The organism is Halorubrum salinum (assembly GCF_024494575.1).
GTDB lineage: Archaea > Halobacteriota > Halobacteria > Halobacteriales > Haloferacaceae > Halorubrum > Halorubrum salinum.
In genome coordinates, this window is record NZ_JANHDO010000001.1 from 71,544 (window position 1) to 91,674 (window position 20,131).

Annotated in this window: 17 protein-coding genes; 10 read left to right on the forward strand and 7 right to left on the reverse strand. The window is 70.2% G+C overall.

Going from position 1 to position 20,131, the window contains the following annotated elements; all coding sequences use genetic code 11:
- Positions 1–6: 6 nt before the first annotated feature.
- The 3 genes from NO930_RS00400 to NO930_RS00410 form a co-directional block, all read right to left on the reverse strand.
- Positions 7–1,785, reverse strand: coding sequence for a histidine kinase N-terminal 7TM domain-containing protein (locus NO930_RS00400; protein ID WP_256402133.1), 1,779 nt, complete (start codon positions 1,783–1,785; stop codon positions 7–9).
- A gap of 79 nt (positions 1,786–1,864) precedes the next feature.
- Entirely contained in the window at positions 1,865–3,274 is a 1,410-nt protein-coding gene (locus NO930_RS00405; RefSeq protein ID WP_256402134.1) for an MFS transporter, read from the reverse strand.
- A gap of 47 nt (positions 3,275–3,321) precedes the next feature.
- On the reverse strand, positions 3,322–3,915 hold the full coding sequence (locus NO930_RS00410) for a DUF7474 family protein (RefSeq protein WP_137783065.1): 594 nt from the start codon (positions 3,913–3,915) through the stop codon (positions 3,322–3,324).
- Between the two features lie 209 nt (positions 3,916–4,124).
- Between NO930_RS00410 and mdh the strand changes: the two genes are divergently transcribed.
- The gene (mdh, locus tag NO930_RS00415) at positions 4,125–5,039 is read left to right on the forward strand and encodes a malate dehydrogenase (RefSeq protein WP_137783064.1); all 915 of its coding nucleotides are present in this window, start codon (positions 4,125–4,127) and stop codon (positions 5,037–5,039) included.
- A 47-nt stretch (positions 5,040–5,086) separates the two neighbouring features.
- Here mdh and NO930_RS00420 read toward each other — a convergent pair whose 3' ends face one another.
- Entirely contained in the window at positions 5,087–6,391 is a 1,305-nt protein-coding gene (locus NO930_RS00420; protein WP_256402135.1) for an O-acetylhomoserine aminocarboxypropyltransferase/cysteine synthase family protein, read from the reverse strand.
- A 136-nt stretch (positions 6,392–6,527) separates the two neighbouring features.
- Here NO930_RS00420 and NO930_RS00425 point away from each other — a divergent pair, with 136 nt between their 5' ends.
- A complete protein-coding gene (locus tag NO930_RS00425) occupies positions 6,528–7,754 on the forward strand; it encodes an SPFH domain-containing protein (protein WP_137783062.1) in 1,227 nt (408 codons plus the stop codon).
- A 38-nt stretch (positions 7,755–7,792) separates the two neighbouring features.
- On the opposite strand, the gene NO930_RS00430 is transcribed toward NO930_RS00425, so the two are convergent.
- From NO930_RS00430 to uvrB, 3 genes are all read right to left on the reverse strand, one after another.
- On the reverse strand, positions 7,793–8,392 hold the full coding sequence (locus tag NO930_RS00430; RefSeq protein WP_256402136.1) for a hypothetical protein: 600 nt from the start codon (positions 8,390–8,392) through the stop codon (positions 7,793–7,795).
- Positions 8,393–8,479: 87 nt separating this feature from the next.
- Positions 8,480–9,013 carry a hypothetical protein gene (locus NO930_RS00435; RefSeq protein WP_137783060.1) on the reverse strand — a complete coding sequence of 178 codons (534 nt, stop codon included), beginning with the start codon at positions 9,011–9,013 and terminating at the stop codon, positions 8,480–8,482.
- 95 nt (positions 9,014–9,108) lie between these two features.
- Positions 9,109–11,163: an excinuclease ABC subunit UvrB gene (gene uvrB / locus NO930_RS00440; protein WP_256402137.1), complete on the reverse strand. Its 2,055-nt coding sequence runs from the start codon at positions 11,161–11,163 to the stop codon at positions 9,109–9,111.
- Between the two features lie 425 nt (positions 11,164–11,588).
- On the opposite strand from uvrB, the gene NO930_RS00445 reads away from it, so the two are divergent.
- From NO930_RS00445 to NO930_RS00480, 8 genes are all read left to right on the forward strand, one after another.
- A complete protein-coding gene (locus tag NO930_RS00445) occupies positions 11,589–12,815 on the forward strand; it encodes an argininosuccinate synthase (RefSeq protein WP_256402138.1) in 1,227 nt (408 codons plus the stop codon).
- Positions 12,816–14,318 carry an argininosuccinate lyase gene (gene argH / locus NO930_RS00450; RefSeq protein ID WP_256402139.1) on the forward strand — a complete coding sequence of 501 codons (1,503 nt, stop codon included), beginning with the start codon at positions 12,816–12,818 and terminating at the stop codon, positions 14,316–14,318.
- A 272-nt stretch (positions 14,319–14,590) separates the two neighbouring features.
- Complete coding sequence (gene lysW, locus NO930_RS00455) at positions 14,591–14,779, forward strand: lysine biosynthesis protein LysW (protein WP_049983816.1); 189 nt, start codon at positions 14,591–14,593, stop codon at positions 14,777–14,779.
- A gap of 34 nt (positions 14,780–14,813) precedes the next feature.
- A complete protein-coding gene (gene lysX, locus NO930_RS00460) occupies positions 14,814–15,731 on the forward strand; it encodes a lysine biosynthesis protein LysX (protein ID WP_256402140.1) in 918 nt (305 codons plus the stop codon).
- Complete coding sequence (gene argC / locus NO930_RS00465) at positions 15,728–16,834, forward strand: N-acetyl-gamma-glutamyl-phosphate reductase (protein ID WP_256402141.1); 1,107 nt, start codon at positions 15,728–15,730, stop codon at positions 16,832–16,834. The genes lysX and argC overlap by 4 nt, the downstream gene beginning before the upstream one ends.
- Positions 16,831–17,784: an acetylglutamate/acetylaminoadipate kinase gene (locus tag NO930_RS00470; RefSeq protein WP_256402142.1), complete on the forward strand. Its 954-nt coding sequence runs from the start codon at positions 16,831–16,833 to the stop codon at positions 17,782–17,784. The genes argC and NO930_RS00470 overlap by 4 nt, the downstream gene beginning before the upstream one ends.
- Positions 17,781–18,908: an aspartate aminotransferase family protein gene (locus NO930_RS00475; protein WP_256402144.1), complete on the forward strand. Its 1,128-nt coding sequence runs from the start codon at positions 17,781–17,783 to the stop codon at positions 18,906–18,908. The genes NO930_RS00470 and NO930_RS00475 overlap by 4 nt, the downstream gene beginning before the upstream one ends.
- Complete coding sequence (locus NO930_RS00480) at positions 18,908–20,077, forward strand: [LysW]-lysine hydrolase (protein ID WP_256402145.1); 1,170 nt, start codon at positions 18,908–18,910, stop codon at positions 20,075–20,077. Before NO930_RS00475 ends, NO930_RS00480 begins: the two co-directional genes overlap by 1 nt.
- The last annotated feature ends 54 nt before the right edge of the window (positions 20,078–20,131 follow it).

The following is a 20,131-nucleotide window of genomic DNA, read 5'->3' on the forward strand; positions in this document are numbered from 1 at the left end:
CCGCGGTCACGGTTCCGTCCCGCCGACGGGGATCGTCACCGTCACCGTCGTCCCGCGCGGGTCGCGGTCGGCGTAGTCGACGTCGGCCCCGATCGCGTCGGCGGCCCACCCCACGACCCAGAGCCCGAGCCCCGAGCCGTGTTCGAGCGCCGTCTCCCGTCCCGACTCTACCGCGCTGACCTCGTGGGACGGGACCCCAGGCCCGTCGTCTTCGACGGTGAGGACCCACCGCCCGCCACCGGCGTCTCCGCCGGACTCCACGCCGGAACCGTCCGCCGAATCCTCTCGCCGGAGCGATACTCGGACCCACGTCCCCCCGTCGTCACGCTCGACGCCGTCCCCGTCGTGGTGGTCGACGGCGTTCTCGACGGCGTTCTCCGCGATCGCACGGAGCGCGTCCCGTCTGAGTCGAACCGTCCGATCGCCGCCGTCGTCACCCTCGCCGGCGTTCCCGGGAAACTCGATCACGGCGTCGGGGTCACGGTCGCGGGCGTCGGACACGACCGACCCGACGACGTCGTCGACGCTCACCTCGGTCGCCTCCCCGTCGTCAAGCACGTCCTCGATGGTCCGGGCCTTCTCGCCGAGGGCGGCGAGCGCCCCGGCGCGCCGCTCTATCGCGTCCGCCATCCGGACGAGTTCGGGGTCGTCGAGCCGCTCCGCGAGCAGTTCGCCGTACCCGTGGACGACGCCGGCGTCGTTCCGGAGGTTGTGTCTGAGCACGCGGTTGAGCACCGTCAGCTGCTGGCGACGCCGCTCCCGCTCAGTCACGTCGGAGAAGACGACCGTGCGTCCGACGCGGGTGCCGTTCGGGTCGGCGAGCGGCGCGGTCGACACCGCGTACGTGCGGCGGCGTCCGTCGACGACGAACTCGACCTCTCCCCCGTCTCCGTCGAGCGATATCGAGGTGTCGAGGAACGCGTCGAGGGGGCGGTCGCGGGCCGTCTCGGCTGTGACGCCGAGCAGCGACTCCGCCGCCGGGTTGAGCCGGACGATGTGGCCGTCGGGCGCGAGCGCGACGATCGGGTCGGCGAGGTCGTCGACCGCGGTCCGCTCTGCGGCGCGGCTGGTCGTCGGATTGCGGTCGAACATCTCTGCGCGGCCGAACGCGTAGGCGTCGAGCAGGGCGTGAGGCACGAACATGATCGGCGCGAACTGCAGCTGCGGGACCGGACCGACCCCCAGCGTCCACGCGACGAGCGCGAAGCCGGGCGGCAGCGAGCTCAGTGCGACGGCCGCGGTCTCGCGCCGATACAGCGGGCCGTAGCTGAGCAGCGTGTCGACGAGCAGGAACACCGCGCTGGCGACGAGCACGCTCTCGACGGCGACGACGACGTACGCCCACGGCCCGAGCGCGTACGTGACGGTCTCGACCCCGAAGACCGGAGTCGACCGGAACGCGGTCCAGAACCCTCCGTGGAGCGAGTTCGTGAGGAGCGCGAGTGTGGAGAAGCCCCCGAACGCGACGACGGCCGCGAACAGCCGGCCGCGGATCACGTCTCCCCGCCCCGTGTACTCCAGCGCGAAGCCGAGAAAGCCGACGCCCGTCCAGACGATTCCGAGCCACATCGCCGCCTCCAGCGCGGCTCGGAGCAGGGGGTCTGTGACGAGCAGGCCGACCCCGTAGGAGAGACACCAGGTCGCCTGCGCGAGGAAGACGCCGAGAAACCAGTCGACGCCGGGGCGACCGCGGTGTTCCCGTATCGTCCACGCGAGCCAGAGCGCTCCCGTGCCGCCGGCGATGGACCCGACTGCGGGCCATGCTGGAACGGCGTCGAAAGCCATGTGTGGCTACGACGGAGACGGATGGCCTAAAGCTGTCGTGCGATCGCTTCGGCGCACGCCGGGCGCGACATCGCCGAGTTCACGCCGCCGAGCGTCGCCCGAACGCGACGGCGACGGGGACGAGGAGCACCGCGCCGACGAGGAACGGCGACGCGACCGCGACCGTGTACAACACCGCCATCAGCGGCGGGCCGACGGTCCGCCCGAGGCTCGACGCGCCCTGCGTGACGCCGAAGGCCGCGCCCTGATCCGTGTCGGCGGCCGACGCCGAGACGAGGGTCGCGAGCGAGACGTTCACGAGTGCGTTCCCGAGCGACAGCGCCGCCAACGCGGCGAGCAGCGCCAAAAGCGGGAGCGTGAGCCACGCCGGGCCGCCGACCGCGACGGCACCCGATAGCCGGTCGACGAGCCCGGTCGCCGGAATCGCGACGAGCGCGACCGCGAGCACGACCGACCCGGCCGCGACGAGCGTCCGCGACGAGACGACCCGCGAGAGCCGCCCGACGAGCACGCCCTGATTCACCGCCCCGAGGACGCCGACGTAGGTGAGCAGGAACGCCGCGGCCGTCGCGTCGTAGCCGAACGCGTCCGCCACGTACGGGATGAACATCACCTGTACGCCCGCGAACGCGACCGCGACGACGAAGTACGCGAGCGTCAGCGGTCGGAGCGCCGCCGAGGAGAGCGCGTCGCGAAACTGACCGACCGCGGTGGTGCGCCGGCTCCTCTCCGGGTCGGTCGTCGGCCGAGTTCGGTTCGGCTCTTCGAGGAAGGCGAACCCGACGGCGACCGCGAGGAAGCTCATCCCCGCCGCTGCGAAGCTGGGGAGCGAGTACGCCGTCGCCGGAACGAACGCCGGGAGGAGGGCGTCGGCGCGGGCCACCACCGCGTCGGCGGCGAGCAGCCCGCCGATCGCCGGGCCGAAGACGAAGCCGAGCGCGAACGACGCGCCGACGAGCCCGAGCGCGCCGGCCCGTCGGTCCCGCGGGGTGATGTCGGCGACGTACGCCTGCGCGGCGGCGATGTTGCCGCCCATCGCCCCCGCGAGCGTCCGCGAGGCGAAAAGCGTCGTCAGCGCGGCGGCCGTCCCGAAGCGCGCGCCAGCCTCCCCGGCGTAGCCGAACGTAACCCACGCGACGCCGGCGGTCGCGAGCGACGCGAGCAGGACGGGCCGCCGTCCGATCCGGTCGGAGAGTCGGCCGAGCGTGGGCGCGGCGAGGAACTGCGCGAGCGAGTACGACGCCGCGAGCAGGCCGATAAAGGCGTCGCTGACACCGAAGGACCGCACGTAGAAGGGTAAGATCGGGATCACGATCCCGAACCCGACGAGATCGATGAACACGACGCCGATCACGACCGCGAGCGCGCGCCGCGGGTTGGCGACGGCGGGGGGCCGTTCGGGGTCGGCGTCGCGGTCGCCCTCGCCGCCCGCGTCGCGGTCGCCCGCGTCGCCGCCGATCGACGCGACTCCGGCCTCCGGGTGTGTCACGGTGGCGAGAGGTCGCGCGGAAACTTAAGAAGGCGGTCGGATCGGTGCTACAGGTGGCGTTCGATGACGCGTTTCGCGGCCTGTCCCTTCTCTTTCCACCCGTATCCCTCGTCGTAGACGTGGCGCTTTCCGTCGACAAGCTCCTCGGGCGTCGACTCCTCGAAGCCGCCGCGGTCCCACGCGCCCGACTCGCGGAGCCACTCGATCACGTTCTCTCTGGTCTCCGGCCACGAGAGCCCGACCATCTCGTACCACGCGACCATCGCGAAGACGGCGTTGTCGTGACAGCCCGGGACGGAGCCGTGCTCGTAGACGGTCCGCATCGGATCGCGGGTCGGCTCCGAGACCCGCTCTTTGAACTCCGCGGCGGTGAGCAGCCGGAGCCGGTCACCGTCCTCGACGACCCGCTGGTCGCGTTCGAGCGCGCCCAGCGCGGCCTTGTGGAGTCCGCCCCACTCGCCGTGGACCGCCTCGCGCAGGGTCGACTCGGTCAGTCCCTCGCGCTCGGCGGTGAGGACGGTCAACAGGTCCGTGTACGCCTTCTCGATGGTCGGCCAGTTCACCCCCTCGAAGTCGCAGTCGGCGTCGTGGAGGCTGTTTGTCGTCCGGCAGCCGGGACACGGGTAGCGGAACGTCGGCACGAGCGGAACTGGGACGCCGCCGAAGTTAGTGGTTTCGCGACGGCGTTCCGGCCGGGACTGCGCGCTCGGACCAAGGATCTGCGCGCCTCTGCGCCGGCACCTGCATCACACCTGCGTCACGTCTGCGCCGGTCCTGAGACCCGTCCGCGCTGGCGCCCGCCCGCGGTTCCGAAACGTTTACTCGACAGCCAGACGCGAATACACACCGTATGACAAAAGTCAGCGTTGTCGGTGCGGCGGGGACCGTCGGAGCGGCGGCCGGGTACAACCTCGCGTTGCGCGACGTGGTCGACGAGCTCGTCTTCGTCGACATTCCGGACCAGCGCGAGACGACCATCGGGCAGGCGGCCGACACGAACCACGGGATCGCCTACGACTCGAACACGACCGTCCGGCAGGGCGAGTACGCGGACACCGCCGGCTCGGACGTCGTCGTGGTCACGGCCGGCATCCCGCGCAAGGAGGGCCAGACGCGGATCGATCTGGCCGGCGACAACGCGCCGATCATGGAGGACATCGGCTCCTCGCTCGCAGAGCACAACGACGACTTCGTTACCGTCACCACCTCCAACCCGGTCGACCTCCTGAACCGCCACCTCTACGAGGCGGGCGACCGCGACCGCCACAAGGTCGTCGGCTTCGGCGGTCGGCTCGACTCCGCGCGCTTCCGGTACGTCCTCTCCGAGCGCTTCGACGCGCCCGCAAAGAACGTCGAGGCGACGATCCTCGGCGAGCACGGCGACGCGCAGGCACCGGTGTTCTCGAAGGTGCGCGTGAACGGCCGCGACCCCGAATTCGACGCCGACGAGAAAGAGGAGATCCTCGAAGACCTCCAGGAGTCGGCGATGGACGTGATCAGCCGGAAGGGCGCGACCCAGTGGGGCCCCGCAACCGGCGTCGCCCACACCGTCGAGGCCATCCTGCGCGACACCGGCGAGGTGCTCCCCTGCTCCGTCGTGCTCGACGGCGAGTACGGCTACGACGACACCGCGATCGGCGTCCCCGCGAAGCTCGGATCGAACGGCGTGGAAGAGGTCGTCGAGTGGGACCTCGACGAGTACGAGTCCGACCTGCTCGACGACGCCGCGGAGAAGCTCTCCGAGCAGTACGAGAAGATCGCGTAGATCGCCGCGCGACGCGTCGATAGTTCGGTCGCCGCTTCGAGGGCCGCTCAGGCGGTCGCGCGCTCGATCGCCGCTTCGAGGTCGGCGACGATGTCTGCCGGGTCCTCGATGCCGACCGAGAGCCGCACCATGTCGCCGGTGACGCCGGCGGCCTCCTGTTCCTCTTCGGTGAGCTGCTGGTGGGTCGTCGAGGCCGGGTGGATGACGAGCGTCTTCGCGTCGCCGACGTTCGCGAGCAGCGAGGCCAGGTCCGCGTTCTCGACGGTCCCCTTCGCGGCCTCGTAGCCGCCCTCCAGCCCGAAGGTGATCATCCCGCCGTAGCCGCCCTCCAGGTACTCCGTCGCCTCCTCGTGGGTCTCGTGGCTCTCTAAGCCGGGGTAGTTCACCCACGCCACGTCGTCGTGCTCGTCGAGGTACTCCGCGACGATCCCGGCGTTCTCGCAGTGGCGGTCCATCCGCAGCGGGAGCGACTCCGTCTGCTGGAGCGTGTTCCACGCGTCGAACGGCGACTGCTGGTCGCCTAGGTCGCGCAGCCCGCGGGTGACCGCCGCGAACGTGAACGCCGCCTCGCCGAACGCCTCGACGTAGTTGATCCCGTGGTAGGCGGGGTTGTCCTTCGCGATCTCCGGGAACTTCTCGGGGTGCTCCGCCCACGGGAACGAGCCGCCGTCGACCAAGATTCCGCCGACCGTGGTGCCGTTGCCGGTGAGCCACTTCGTCGTCGACTCCCAGACGAGGTCCGCACCGTGCTCTAAGGGCTGACAGAGGTACGGCGTCGCGAACGTGTTGTCGACGAACAGCGGGACGCCGTGGTCGTGGGCGATGTCGGCGATCCGCTCGATGTCGGGCGTGACGAGGGCGGGGTTGCCGATCGTCTCGATGTGGACGTAGGCGGTGTCCTCGTCGATGGCGTCGGCGTATCCCTCGTAGTCGAGGGGGTCGACGAACCGCGTCGTGATGCCGCGGCGCTCGACGGAGTGCGTGAGGTACGTGTAGGTTCCGCCGTACAGCGCCGACGAGGAGACCACGTTGTCGCCGGCGGACGCGAGCATGAACGTCGCCAGATCGAGCGCGGCCATGCCCGACGAGGTCGCGACCGCGCCGACACCGCCTTCGAGCGAGGCGATCCGCTCTTCTAAGGCGGCGTTCGTCGGGTTCATGATCCGCGAATAGACGTTGCCCGCCTCCTCTAACGCGAACAGCCGCGCGGCGTGGTCGGCGTCCTCGAACTCGTAGGAGGTCGTCTGGTAGATCGGCGTCGCCCGCGCGCCGGTGGCGGGGTCGGGAGCCGATCCGGCGTGGACGCTTCGGGTGCTGAACTCGCGGGGTGCGTCGTCGTCGTCGGATGGCATGTACCACTCTGCACGCGCCGGACTCTTAAAGCCGCCCGCAGTCGCCGGCGTTTCCGCTATCTCGGATCGGATCGCGAGGCGAGCGGGCTCCGCTCCTCGTGCCAACGGTTAACAGCGTCCGGCCGTAACGTCTCACATGGGAACTAACGGTCCGCGCGGCGACACCGTCGACATGTCGGACGCGGTCGGGGCGGTCCCCGACTCCGTCTGGCAGTACCTCGCGCTCGGCGTCGCGGTCGTCGTCGGGTTCGCCCTCCTCAACCAGAACCTCGTCTTCGGCGTCGCCGCGCTCGCGCTGCTCGTCGCGGTCGTCACCGTCGTTAGTGCCGTCGAGATCGTCGACGCCTACGAGAAAGAGGCGCTCACGGTGTTCGGCGAGTACCGCAAGCTGCTCGAACCGGGCGTCCACCTCATCCCGCCGTTCGTCTCCCGCACGTACCCGTTCGACATGCGGACACAGACGATCGACGTGCCGAGCCAGTCGGCGATCACGCGGGACAACTCGCCGGTGACCGCTGACGCGGTCGTCTACATCAAGGTGATGGACGCCAAGAAGGCGTTCTTGGAGGTCGACGACTACAAGCGCGCCGTCTCGAATCTCGCCCAGACCACGTTGCGGGCCGTCCTCGGCGACATGGAACTCGACGACACGCTCTCGCGGCGCGATCAGATCAACGACCGGATCAACGAGGAGTTAGACGAGCCGACCGACGAGTGGGGGATCCGCGTCGAGGCCGTCGAGGTCCGCGAGGTGAGCCCCTCACAGGAGGTCCAGCGCGCCATGGAACAACAGACCGGCGCGGAGCGTCGTCGTCGGGCGATGATCTTGGAGGCGCAGGGTGAGCGTCGCTCGGCGGTCGAGCAGGCCGAGGGTGACAAGCAGTCGAACATCATCCGGGCGCAGGGTGAAAAGCAGTCGCAGATCCTCGAAGCGCAGGGCGACGCGATCTCGACCGTGCTCCGCGCCCGCTCCGCGGAGTCGATGGGAGAACGCGCCATCATCGAGCGCGGGATGGAGACCCTAGAAGAGATCGGCAAGGGCGAGTCCACGACGTTCGTCCTCCCGCAGGAACTCACGAGTCTCGTGGGCCGCTACGGCAAGGCGCTCTCCGGCTCCGACGTCCAACAGATGGACGGGCTGGAAAGCAAGGAGTTCGACGAGGAGACGGAGAAGATGCTCGGCTTAGAGGACATCGAGAGCGCGCTCGAACAGCTCGACACGGTGGCAGACAGCGACCTCCGGACCGACGAGACTCGAGACGCGGACACGGCCCGCGACACCGGTATCGCCGGAGAGGAAGACCTCGACCGCGAGGCCGACCGAGACGTGGATCTGGAGACCGAGACCGAGCGCCCGGGATAACGCGGACACGGATTTCTGACGCTCGGAGTTCGTCCGCGTCAGGGTCGCCACGTCCCCGGATCGAGCGCCCAGAGCGACCCCACCGCGACCGCGCCGGCGACGCCGCCGGAGGCGAGCGCGAGCGGGGCCTCTGACCCGCTCGCGACCGCGGCGAGCAACAGCGCCGACCCGACGAGCAGCGTGACCGTGTCCTCGGTCGTCGCGGCGCGGACCACCGGCGCTATCGCCCCGCCGCCGAGGGCACCCGCCGCGACTACTGCCGGAAGCCCGCTCCCCAGCGCCGTGAGCGCCTCCGGAGCGGCGAACGCGGCGAGCGGCGCTCCGAAATCGGTTCCGATCCCGGTGCCGAGCGCGAGCGCACCGACGGCACCCAGCGCGGGCGAGAGGAGTGCGGCGCGCGCGGAGAGGTCGGCGTCGACGAGCGCGGCCGCACCGGCGACGAGAAACACCGATCCGGCCGCGAGGAGCGCGGGCGCGGCGAGAAGCGAGAGCGGCGACGGCGAGACCGCGGCGGGGCTGCCGGACGCGCCTCCGGCTTCGGGGACGATCACGGGCGCGACGGCGGCCGCGCTCGCGAACGCGACCGCGGCGAGCGCGAGGAGGACCGATCCGCGGATCCGGCGGGACACAGAGAGCATACCGGCGAGAGGCCGCCGAGCCACTAAACGATCGCGGGACGCGGCCGCGACTGGTGGGGGCGGACGCAGTTTGGTGGACGTCGACGCTCAGATCGTCACGCCGGCGCGCTCCCTGTCGACGGAGACGATGACGCGCTCCGGCGTTCCCTGTCGGTCGGTGAGTCTGAGCAGCAGGGTCTTGACGACCGGGTCGTCGAGCTTCTCGACGTCGACGTCGGGGCCGGGCTGGTCGAGCGCGACGCGGAGCGCCCCGTCGCCGATGCGGCTGATGGCCCCGAGTCGCAACTCGACCTCGGGCGCGGTGAGCCGCTGGGCGACGACGAGGATCGACTCGCCGCCGTCGTCGACGAACTCGGTCGCGTCGACGAACGACCGCGTCTCGGCCGCGTCGGAACGGAGCGCCCCGAGCGCGCTGGCACCCGACTGGTACGACGCCGCGTGGACGTGGAGCTCTGCCGGGAGCGCGCGGATGCTCTGTCCCTCGACGAGGGGGTTCCCGTCGACGTAGCGGCTCCGGACGTCGAGGTCTCGGGGGGTCGACGCGGCCACGTCGCGAATCCGGTCGGTACAGCCCGCGGTGGCGGCGGCGAGGGCTCCGACCACGACCGCGCGTCGGTACATGGGCTCGACTCCGGCGGTGTCGGGTAAAAATCTCTCCCTCGGCGTTCCGTCGGCTGAGAATCGGCGCGCCGACGCCAGGCGACCCGAAGGCCCGACTACTCCTCGCCGATCGGCGCGGGGACGCCCTCGTCTCCGTCGCCGATCTCGAAGGCCCGGCGGAGCTCGGCGATCCGGTCGCGGATGTCGGCGGCCAGCTCGAACTCCAGGTTGCTCGCGGCCTCGTCCATCCGGTCTTCCAGCGCGTCGATCTGCGCTCTCGCCTCCTCGGCGCTCTCCACGTCGCCGACGCTGACGGAGGAGGTGTCCGTCTTCGAGCCCGGCAGGTTCGTCTCGCCGACGGGCTTGTCGATGGTGGTCGCCTCGTACCCGTGCTCGTCGTTGTACTCCAGTTGTATCTCGCGGCGGCGCTGCGTCTCCTCGATGGCGGCCTCCATCGAGTCCGTCGTCCGGTCGGCGTAGAGGACGACCTCGCCGTTGACGTTGCGGGCGGCCCGCCCCATCGTCTGAACGAGCGTCGTCGTGGAGCGTAAGAACCCCTCCTGGTCGGCGTCGAGGATCGCCACGAGGCTCACCTCGGGGATGTCGAGTCCTTCCCGCAGCAGGTTGATCCCGACGAGCACGTCGATGTTGCCCAAGCGGAGGTCGCGGATGATCTCGTGGCGCTCCAGGGTGTCCGTCTCGTCGTGCATGTACGCCACGTCGATACCGGCCTCCTCGAAGTACTCCGTGAGGTCCTCCGCCATCCGCTTCGTGAGCGTGGTGACGAGGACGCGCTCGTCGCGTTCGATCCGCTCGTCGACGCGTTCCAAGAGGTCCTCGACCTGTCCCGTCGCCTCCGTCACCTCCACCTTCGGATCGACGAGGTGCGTGGGGCGGACGATCTGCTCGACGATCTGCTCCGAGGTCTCGCGCTCGTAGTCGCCGGGCGTCGCCGAGACGTAGAGGGTGCGGTCGGTCTTCGCCTCGAACTCCTCGAACGTCAGGGGGCGGTTGTCGTAGGCGGTCGGCAGCCGGAACCCGTTCTCGACGAGCGAGTCCTTCCGCGACTTGTCGCCCTCGTACTGTCCCTTTATCTGCGGAATCGTCTGGTGTGACTCGTCGATCACGGTGAGGAAGTCGTCGGGGAAGTAATCGAGTAAGGTGTACGGCGCGTCGCCCGACTCGCGGTCGTCCATGTGGACGGAGTAGTTCTCGATCCCCGAGCAGTAGCCCGCTTCCCGGAGCATCTCCAGGTCGAAGGTCGTGCGCTCCTCGATTCGCTGGGCGGCCACCAGATCGCCCTGTCGCTCGAAGTAGCTCACGCGCTTCTCCATCAGATCTTCTATCTCCGCTATCGCCCGCTCCAGCTTGTCGTCCGGGATCGAGTAGTGCTCCGCGGGGTGGAGCATGACCGCGGGCTCCTCGCTCACGACCTCGCCTTTCATCGGGTCGACTTTCACAATCCGGTCGATCTCCTCGCCCCACAGTTCGACGCGGACCGCGTACCGACCGTACATCGGGTATATCTCCACGGTGTCGCCGCGCACGCGAAAGGTGCCTTGCGTGAAGTCCACGTCGTTGCGCTCGTAGTTCAGGTCCACGAGGTCGGCGAGCAGCTGGTCGCGACCGACCGCCTCGCCGACCTCCAACCGGAGCGCCATCTCCCGGTAGTTCTGCGGGTCGCCGAGCCCGTAGATGGCGGAGACGGAGGCGACAACGATGACGTCGTCACGCGTCAGGAGCGAGCGCGTCGCGGAGTGGCGGAGGCGGTCGATCTCCTCGTTTATCGACATCTCCTTGTCGATGAACGTGTCCGTCTGCTCGACGTACGCCTCCGGCTGGTAGTAGTCGTAGTAGGAGACGAAGTACTCGACGGCGCTGTCCGGGAACAGCTCGCGGAACTCCTCGTACAGCTGGGCGGCGAGCGTCTTGTTGTGGGCTAAGACGAGGGTGGGCTGGTCCAGCTCCTCGGCGACCCACGAGACGGTGTTCGTCTTGCCGGACCCCGTCACGCCGAGGAGCGTCTGTCTGTCAGCGCCCCCCTCGAACCCCTCGACCAACTGCGCTATCGCCTCGGGCTGGTCGCCCGCGGGCTCGAACGGGGCGTCGACGCGGAGGGGGCGATCGACGGTCGGACGGTCCTCCGAGAGGGGGGAGTCGGCGTCGCTCACGATACCCGCCGTTGGGCGGCGAGACACTTGAGCGGCGCGGCGGCACGGTGGCTGGCGTGCTCCTCCTCTCGCCTCGCGCGCCCTCGCCGACTCGACCGCGCCAGCGAGGCGTCCCCGAGACACGTAGCGGAACGGTTTTATATCGAAACCTCACAACTACCTGCTAATGACCGCGGCGGCTCGTCCGGCGGCCACGCTCTTCCGAGGCCGACGAGCCCCGCGACCGCGACGAGGCGTCCGACCGCGACCGGTTTCCGGCGCGGCGCGACGACTGGCCCCCCGAGGCCAGTAACTTTCCCCCGTCGCGTTCGCGCCGTTTCGTTCCCGAGAGTGACAGCTTCGTCCGTCGGTAGCGACCGCGCCGCAATTTTGTTCCAATCTCTAAACCGTCGAATTTAAGGGGATAGGCCGGATCTACTCCGATAATGACGAGCGTTGCACTCGCGTTCAGCGGCGGACTCGACACGACAGTGTGCGTACCGCTTTTGAAAGAGGAGTACGGCTACGACGAGGTCATCGGCGTCAACGTCGACGTCGGCCAGCCGACCGAGGAGTTCGACGAGGCGGAAGAGACCGCCGACGCGCTGGGGCTCGACCTCCACGTCGTCGACGCGAAAGAGGAGTTCGCGGAGCTGTGTTTCGACGCCGTGAAGACGAACGCGACGTACCAGGGGTACCCGCTGGGGACCGCGCTGGCGCGTCCCGTCATCGCCGAGGCCATTCTGGGCGTCGCCGAGGAGGAGGGCTGTGACGCCATCGCGCACGGCTGCACGGGCAAGGGGAACGACCAGCTCCGGTTCGAGGCCGTCTGGCGCGGCTCCGATCTGGAAGTGATCGCTCCCGTCCGCGAGCTCGGCCTCACCCGCGAGTGGGAGATCGACTACGCCGCGGAGAAGGACCTGCCAGTCGAGGCCGGCGACGGCGGCGTCTGGTCGATCGACGAGAACATCTGGTCGCGCGCGGTCGAGGGCGGCGAGCTCGAGAACCCGGACTACGAGCCGCCGGAGGAGATCTACGAGTGGACCGCAGAGCCCGAGGGCGAGACGACCATCGAGGTCGCCTTCGAGGAGGGCGTCCCGGTCGCCGTCGACGGCGAGGCGATGGACCCGGTGCCGCTGATCCAGCACCTCAACGAGTACGCCGGCGGCTACGGGATCGGCCGCACCGACGTGATGGAAGACCGCATGCTCGGGCTGAAGGTGCGCGAGAACTACGAGCACCCGGCCGCTACCGTCCTGCTCACGGCACACCAGGCGCTCGAAGACCTCGTCTTGACGAAGAACGAGCGCTCGTTCAAGAAGGGGATCGAACAGGAGTGGTCCGAGAAGGCGTACCAGGGCCTCGTGTTCGCGCCCGTCGTCGACGCGCTGAACGCGTTCGTCGACGAGACGCAGGACGTGGTGACCGGCACCGCGACCGTGAAGGTCTCCGGCGGCAACTGCCGCGTCGTCGCCCGCGACTCAGAGTACGCCGTCTACTCCGAGGAGATGGCCTCGTTTAACACCGAAGACGTGGCCGGCATCGCGCAGGAGGACGCCACGGGCGTCGCGAAGTACCACGGGCTCCAGGAGCGTCTCGCCAACGACGTGAAAGCGGCGGTCTCGAAGCCCGAACTCGCCAGTGACGGCGGAGAGACTGCGGACGAGGAATAGATGACCGACGACGATCCCACAGTGACCGCCGAGGGTGCCGAGGACGCCGACACCGCCGTCCGCCGCGACCGCTTCAGCGGCGGTCCCGCTCGCGGATTCCTCTCCAGTCTCGCCGCCGACGCGGCGATCTTCGAGGCGGACCTCGCGGTCGACCGCGCGCACACGGTGATGCTCGCGGAGCGGGGGATCGTCGAGAGCGCGGTCGCGGGCGAGATCCTCGCGGCGCTCGACGCCGTCGAGACCGCCGGCCACGCCGATCTACCGGACGGCGAAGACGTCCACGAGGCGATCGAGACGGCCGTGATCGACCGGGTCGGTCCCGACGGCGGGCGGATGCACACGGCGCGCTCGCGCAACGACGAGGTGGCGACCTGTATCCGGTACCGCCTGCGCGAGGACCTGCTTGCGGCCGCGGAGGCCACCCTGGCGCTGCGGCGGGCGCTCGTCGACGTCGCCGGCGAGCACACGGAGACGGTGATGCCGGGATACACCCACCTCCAGCCCGCTCAGCCGACGACGGTCGCGCACTACCTGCTCTCGTACGAAGGCGGGGTCGCGCGCGACACGGCGCGGCTGTTCGACGCCTACGGGCGCACCAACCGCTCGCCGCTCGGCGGGGCCGCGTTCGCGGGCACGCCGTTCGACATCGACCGCGAGCGGACCGCCGACCTGCTCGGGTTCGACGGGCTCGTCGCCAACTCGATGGACGCCGCCTCCGCGCGCGACTTCCTCGCCGAGGGGGCGACCGCGTGCGCGACGCTCGCGACGACGCTGTCCGGGCTCGCAGAGGACCTCGTCCTCTTTTCGAACAAGGGGTTCGTCGAGCTGTCCGACGACTACGCGTCGACCTCCTCGATCATGCCCCAGAAGAAGAACCCCGACACGCTGGAGCTGACCCGGGGGGTCGCCGGCGACGCGATCGGCGAGGCGACCGGAACGCTGAGCCTGCTCAAGGGGTTACCGCGCGCGTACAACCGCGACCTCCAGCGTGCACACGCGAGCGTGTTCGAGACCGCGGACGACGTGCGGGAGGCGGCCGAGGTGGCGGCCGGCGCGGTCGCGACGGCCGACTGGAACGAGGCGGTGCTCGCCGACGCCGCGGGCGACGGCTTCTCGACGGCGACCGGCGTCGCCGACCTGCTCGCCATGGGGGGACTCCCGTTCCGGACCGCCCACGAGATCGTCGCGACCGCGGCCGAGCGCGTCGCCGACGCCGACTCGCCGGCGGCGGCCGCCGCAAAAGTTGACGAGGCCGCTCGAACGGTGACGGGCGAGCCCCTCTCGGCGTACGTGAGCCGCGAGGACGTCGAGGCCGTCTTGGACCCCGCCGAGAGCGTCGCGAGCCGCGACTCCGCGGGCGGGCCCGCACCCGACGCGGTCGCGCCCGACCTCGACGCGCGCCGCGAGTCGCTCGACGCGGACGAAGCGACGCTCGCGGCGCGTCGGAAGGCGCTCGCGGACGCGGAGACCGCTCTCGACGCCGAGGTGAGCGAGTATGTCTGAAGTGACCACGATATCCGGGGTGACCGACGATGTCTGACAGACGCCGACAGCCGGACCGGCTGCGACGACCGCAGCGGTCGGCGGTCGGTCCGCGCCCGCCGGCGGCGACCCCGTTCCCGCGAGGGGGCGAGGTTCGTACTGATTCTTGACACGAAACGGAACGAGGTGTCGTTTCGTTCCGGTTTTACGCGAGTAGCGGCCGCTTCGGTTAGTGTAATTTATCAAACAAGTTCGAAGCCTTTATGCGCTCTCGACGCTGACACCGATCCACGATGACGAGCGACACCGATACGCTGGTGGCGGAGGACCCGATCACGGGCGACGAGATCGAACTGCCGGCCGACGTCGAGGTCGGCGAGATAATCGACAGTCCGGTCACCGGAACCGAGCTGGAGGTCATCTCCCTCGACCCCGTCGTGTTAGAGGAGGCCCCCGAGCTCGAGGAGGACTGGGGCGAGTAACGTCGATGGTGACGACCGCGCCGAGGTGGTCCGCGTGAAGGTCGGGATCCTCTACTCGCGGATCCGGAAAGACGAGAAGCTGCTGCTCTCCGAGCTTCGCGACCGCGGCCACGACGTCGAGAAGATAGACGTCCGCAAGGAGCGGTTCGGCCTCGACGCGACGACCGCGGCCGTCGACGACCTCGACATCGTCGTCGACCGCTGTCTGTCGACGAGCCGGTCGCTGTACGCGACGCGCTTTCTCGACAGCTACGGCGTCCCCGTGGTCAACTCCCCCGAGACGGGCGACGTCTGTGCCGACAAGGCGAAGAACTCGCTCGCGCTCGCCGAGGCCGACGTGCCGACGCCCGCGACGGAGGTGGCGTTCACCAAAGACGCCGCCCTCGAAGCGATCGAGTCGTTCGGCTACCCCTGCGTGCTCAAGCCGGTCACGGGCTCGTGGGGCCGGCTGATGGCGAAGATCGACTCGCGGAACGCCGCCGAAGCGATACTGGAGCACAAGGAGACGCTCGGTCACTACGAGCACAAGGTGTTCTACGTGCAGGAGTTCGTCGACAAGCCCGGCCGCGACATCCGCGTGCTGGCGGTCGACGGCGAGCCCGTCGCGGCGATGACGCGGTCGTCCGACCACTGGCTCACGAACGCCGCGAAGGGCGGCGAGACGAAGTCGTTCGATCTGGACGACCGCGCGCTGGAACTCGTCGAGCGCGCCTCCGACGCGGTCGGCGGCGGCCTGCTCGGCGTCGACCTGATGGAGGTCGGCGTCGACGCGGACTCGGGCCCCGCCGAGGGCGGCGCGGACGGGTACACCGTCCACGAGGTGAACCACACGGTCGAGTTCAAGGCGCTCGACGCCGCGACCGACGTCGACGTGCCGGCGACGGTCGTCGACTGGCTGGAGGAGAAGGCGGTCGAACTGGCCGACGCCGAGGCCGAGGAGGCGGACGCATGACGGCCGACTCCGACGCGGCCAACGACGCCGACGCGACGGCCGCGACCGACGCCGTCGCCGACGAGACCCTCACCGCGAGCGTCATCGGCGGCACGGGGTTCACCGGCGGCGAGCTGTTGCGCCTCCTTTCCGGACACCCCAACTTCGAGGTCGTGCAGGCCACGTCGAGGTCGGCGGACAACATGACCGTCGGGCGCTCGCACCCGAACCTGCGCGGGCTCGACCTGCGCTTCTCGGACCCGGACGAGCTGGCGTCCGTCGACGTGCTCTTTTCGGCGACGCCGCACGGCGTCTCGATGGGACGGGTGGACGAGTACTTCGAGGCGGCGGACACGGTCGTCGACCTGTCCGCGGACTTCCGGCTGCCGGAGGCCGAGCTGTACGACGAGTGGTACGACGGCCACGAGTCGCCGGAGTACCTGGAGCGCGCGGAGTACGCGCTCCCCGAACTCAACCGCGAGAACCTCGCCGGGGCGGACCTGATCGCCGGCGGCGGGTGTAACGCGACCGCGACGATCCTCGGACTGAAGCCGCTCGTCGACGCCGGCGCCCTCGACCCGGATACCGACCGGGTCGTCGTCGACGTGAAGGTCGGCTCCTCGGAGGGCGGTGCCGGCGGCGGCGCGGCCTCCTCGCATCCGGAGCGCTCGGGCGTCGTGCGCCCGTACGCGCCCACGAGCCACCGTCACGAGGCGGAGATCGAGGCGTACCTCGGGCTCTCCGTCTCCTTCACCGTTCACGCGGTCGAGATGGTCCGCGGCGCGTCGGCGACCTGTCACGTCTTCCCCGGCGAGCCCGTCTCGAAGGGCGACCTCTGGGGCGCGTATCGCGACGCGTACGCCGACGAGCGGTTCATGCGGATCGTCTCCGGCGGGGGCGGCGTCTACCGCTACCCCGAGCCGAAGGCGGTCGCCGGCACGAACTACGGCGAAGTCGGCTTCGAGCTCGACCCCGGTAACCGGCGCGTCGTCGTCTTCTCTGCTATCGACAACATGATGAAAGGCTCCGCCGGGCAGGCGGTCCACGCGGCGAACGTCGCGCTGGGGCTGCCCGAAGAGGCGGGCTTAGAGTTCGAGGGGCTCCACCCCGTGGGGTCGCCATGAGCGGGAACGACACGCGGAGCGGTCGGCCCGCACCCGACGCGGTCGCAGACGGCGGCGCGCGCGCAGGCGATCCGCCCGTCGTCGTCAAGATCGGCGGCGCGAAGGCGGTCGATCCGGCCGGCGCGGTCGGCGACGTGGCGAGCCTCGTCGCGGACGGCCGCGAGGTCGTCGTCGTCCACGGCGGCTCGACGGTCGTCGACGAGGTCATAGAGCGGCTCGGGATGGAACCGGAGTACGTCGAGTCGGCCTCCGGCGTCACCGGCCGGTTCACCGACGCCGAGACGATGGAGGCGTTCACGATGGCGATGGCGGGCAAGCTCAACACCGAGCTGACGGCGCTGTTCCGCGAGGCCGGCGTCGACGCGGTCGGACTGAGCGGCGTCGACGGCGGGCTCCTCTCGGGGCCGCGCAAGTCTGCGGTCCGCGTGGTCGAGGACGGCAAAAAGAAGATCAAACGGGGCGAACACTCCGGCCGGATCGAGTCTGTCAACGCCGACCTCCTCGCGGGGCTCCTCGCCGACGGCTACACGCCCGTCGTCTCGCCTCCGATGGAAGGGAACGAGGGCGACGGCGGCGTCACCCCGGTCAACGCGGACGCTGACCGGGCGGCCGCCGCGGTCGCGGGCGCGCTCGACGCCGACCTCGTCCTGCTGACCGACGTGGCGGGCGTCTACGCCGATCCAGACGACCCCGACACGCTGATCGCGTCGGCGGCGACGGCCGACGAACTCGCGGCGGTCGAAGACGCCGCCGAGGGGTTCATGGGCAAGAAGGTGATGGCGGCCAAAGAGGCGCTTTCGGGCGGTTCCGGCCGCGTCGTGGTCGCCGACGCCAACGTCGACGATCCCATCGTCGCCGCGCTCGGCGGCGCGGGGACGACGATCGAGCGGACGGCGCTCGGTGAGGACGCGGAGGACGCGGAAGCCGAAACGGAGGGCGAGACCGCATGAGCGGGTTCGTCTTCTCCGAGAAGCCGATCGAGATCGCCTCCGGCGACGGCGTGTACCTCACCGACACCGACGGAACCGAGTACCTCGACTTCGGCGCGAGCTACGCGTGCACGCCGGTCGGGCACTGCCACCCCGAGGTAGTCGACGCGGCGACGAGCCAGCTCGAGGATCTGATGTACGTGCAGGCGTCGTACCCGCACGCCGCGCGGACGGCGCTGTACGAGCGGCTCTCCGACGCCGGGCCCGGCGACGTCGACAACGTCTGGCTCTGCAACTCCGGGACGGAGGCCAACGAGGCCGCGCTGAAGTTCGCCCGGCACGCGACGGGCCGCGAGAAGATCGTCGCGACCACGCAGGGGTTCCACGGCCGCACGATGGGCGCGCTCGCGACCACTTGGAAGGGGAAGTACAAACAGGGGTTCGAGCCGCTCGCGGGCGGCGTGGAGTTCGTCGAGTACGGAGATGAAGAAGCGATGCGCGAGGCGGTCGGCGACGAGACCGCCGCGGTCATCCTCGAACCCCTGCAGGGCGAAGGCGGGATCAACCCCGCTCCGACGGCGTACCTGCAGTCGGTCCGCGAGGCGACCGAGGAGACGGGGGCCGCGATGATCCTCGACGAGATCCAGACCGGGCTCGGCCGCACCGGGTCGCTGTGGGCGGCGGAGACTCACGACGTGGTGCCCGACGTGCTCACGACGGCGAAGGGGCTCGGCAGCGGGCTCCCGATCGGCGCGACGCTCTGTCGCGACTGGATCGCCGAGGACGCCGGGAACCACGGCTCGACGTTCTCCGGCGGCCCGGTCGTCTCGGCCGCCGCGGGAGCGACCCTCGACGTGATCGAACGCGAGGAGCTCTCGGCGCACGCCGACGACGTGGGCGCGTACCTGCGCGGCGAGATCGAAGACCGCCTCGGCGACGACGTCCGGGACGTCCGCGGCGACGGACTGATGGTCGGGATCGAGGTGAAACGCGGCTCGAACCGCCTGCTTCGCGATCTGGCCATGAACCACCAGATACTCGCGCTGCCCGCGGGTCGCACCGTCTTGCGGCTGCTTCCGCCGCTGACGATCGACCGCGAGCACGCCGACGCCGTGGTCGACGCGATCGCCGAGGTGATCGGCTGATGGCGGCCGGCAAAGAGCGGGAGAGCGACGAGCGAGCCGACGCGGACCGCGCCGGCGACGTCGTCGCCGGCGGCGGCTACCCCGCGGCTTGCGACACCCCCGCGCGGAAGCTCCTGTACGACATGGTGTCTATCCCATCGCCGTCGGGCGAGGAGGAACGGGCCGCGGAGCGGCTCGTCGACTTCTTCGAGGCCAACGGCCGGGAGGCGTGGATCGACGACGCCGGAAACGTCCGCGCGCCGGCGAACGACGCCGTGCTGCTCACCTCACACGTCGACACGGTGCCGGGCGACATTCCGGTCGAGGTGCGGCCGGCACCGCCGGAGGACGAACTGCCCGAGCCGTCCGACGTTCGAGTCGGTGACCCCGGTGACCCCGTGCTGTGGGGTCGCGGGGCGGTCGACGCGACGGGACCGCTCGTCACGATGGCGGTCGCGGCGGTGAAGACGGGCGTCTCCTTCGCGGGCGTCGTCCGCGAGGAGGTCGACTCCGGCGGCGCGCGTCACCTCATCGACGACCGCGACGCGCCGGACGCGGTGGTCAACGGCGAGCCGTCGGGGTGGCAGGGGATCACGCTCGGCTACCGCGGACTGCTCGAAGGGACGTACGTGAACACGAGCGAGTCGGGCCACTCCTCGCGGCCGGAGCCGAACGCGATCCAGCACGCGATAGACTGGTGGCACGGGGTCGAGGAGACGTTCACCCCGGAGGATTCCGACACCGCGGTGTTCGATCAGGTGACGACCAAGCCCATCTCGATCGACGGCGGGCTGAGCGACGACGGGCTCGCCGTGGAGACGACGATGGAGGTGCAGCTTCGAATTCCGCCCTCGCGCCCGGCCGACGAGATACACGAGCTGGCGGAGGCGGAGCTGTCGACCGGATCGGTCCACTGGGGCGACCCGATGCCGCCCGTCATGGAGAGCCCGCGAACGGATCTCGCGCGGGCCTTTCGCGTCGCGATCCGGGCGGCCGACGGCGACGTCCGGCTCCTGCGGAAGACCGGCACCAGCGACATGAACCTCTTCGCGGCCGCGTGGGACTGCCCGATGGTCACCTACGGCCCCGGGAACTCCGATCTGGACCACGCCCCGGACGAGCGGCTCCCGCTTCCGGAACTGGACCGGGCCGTGACCGTCCTGACCGAAGTCTGCCGCAAGCGACTGTAACCGCCTTCCGAGACGCCGTCGCCGAACGACTCGCCCTCGAACGAAACGACCGCT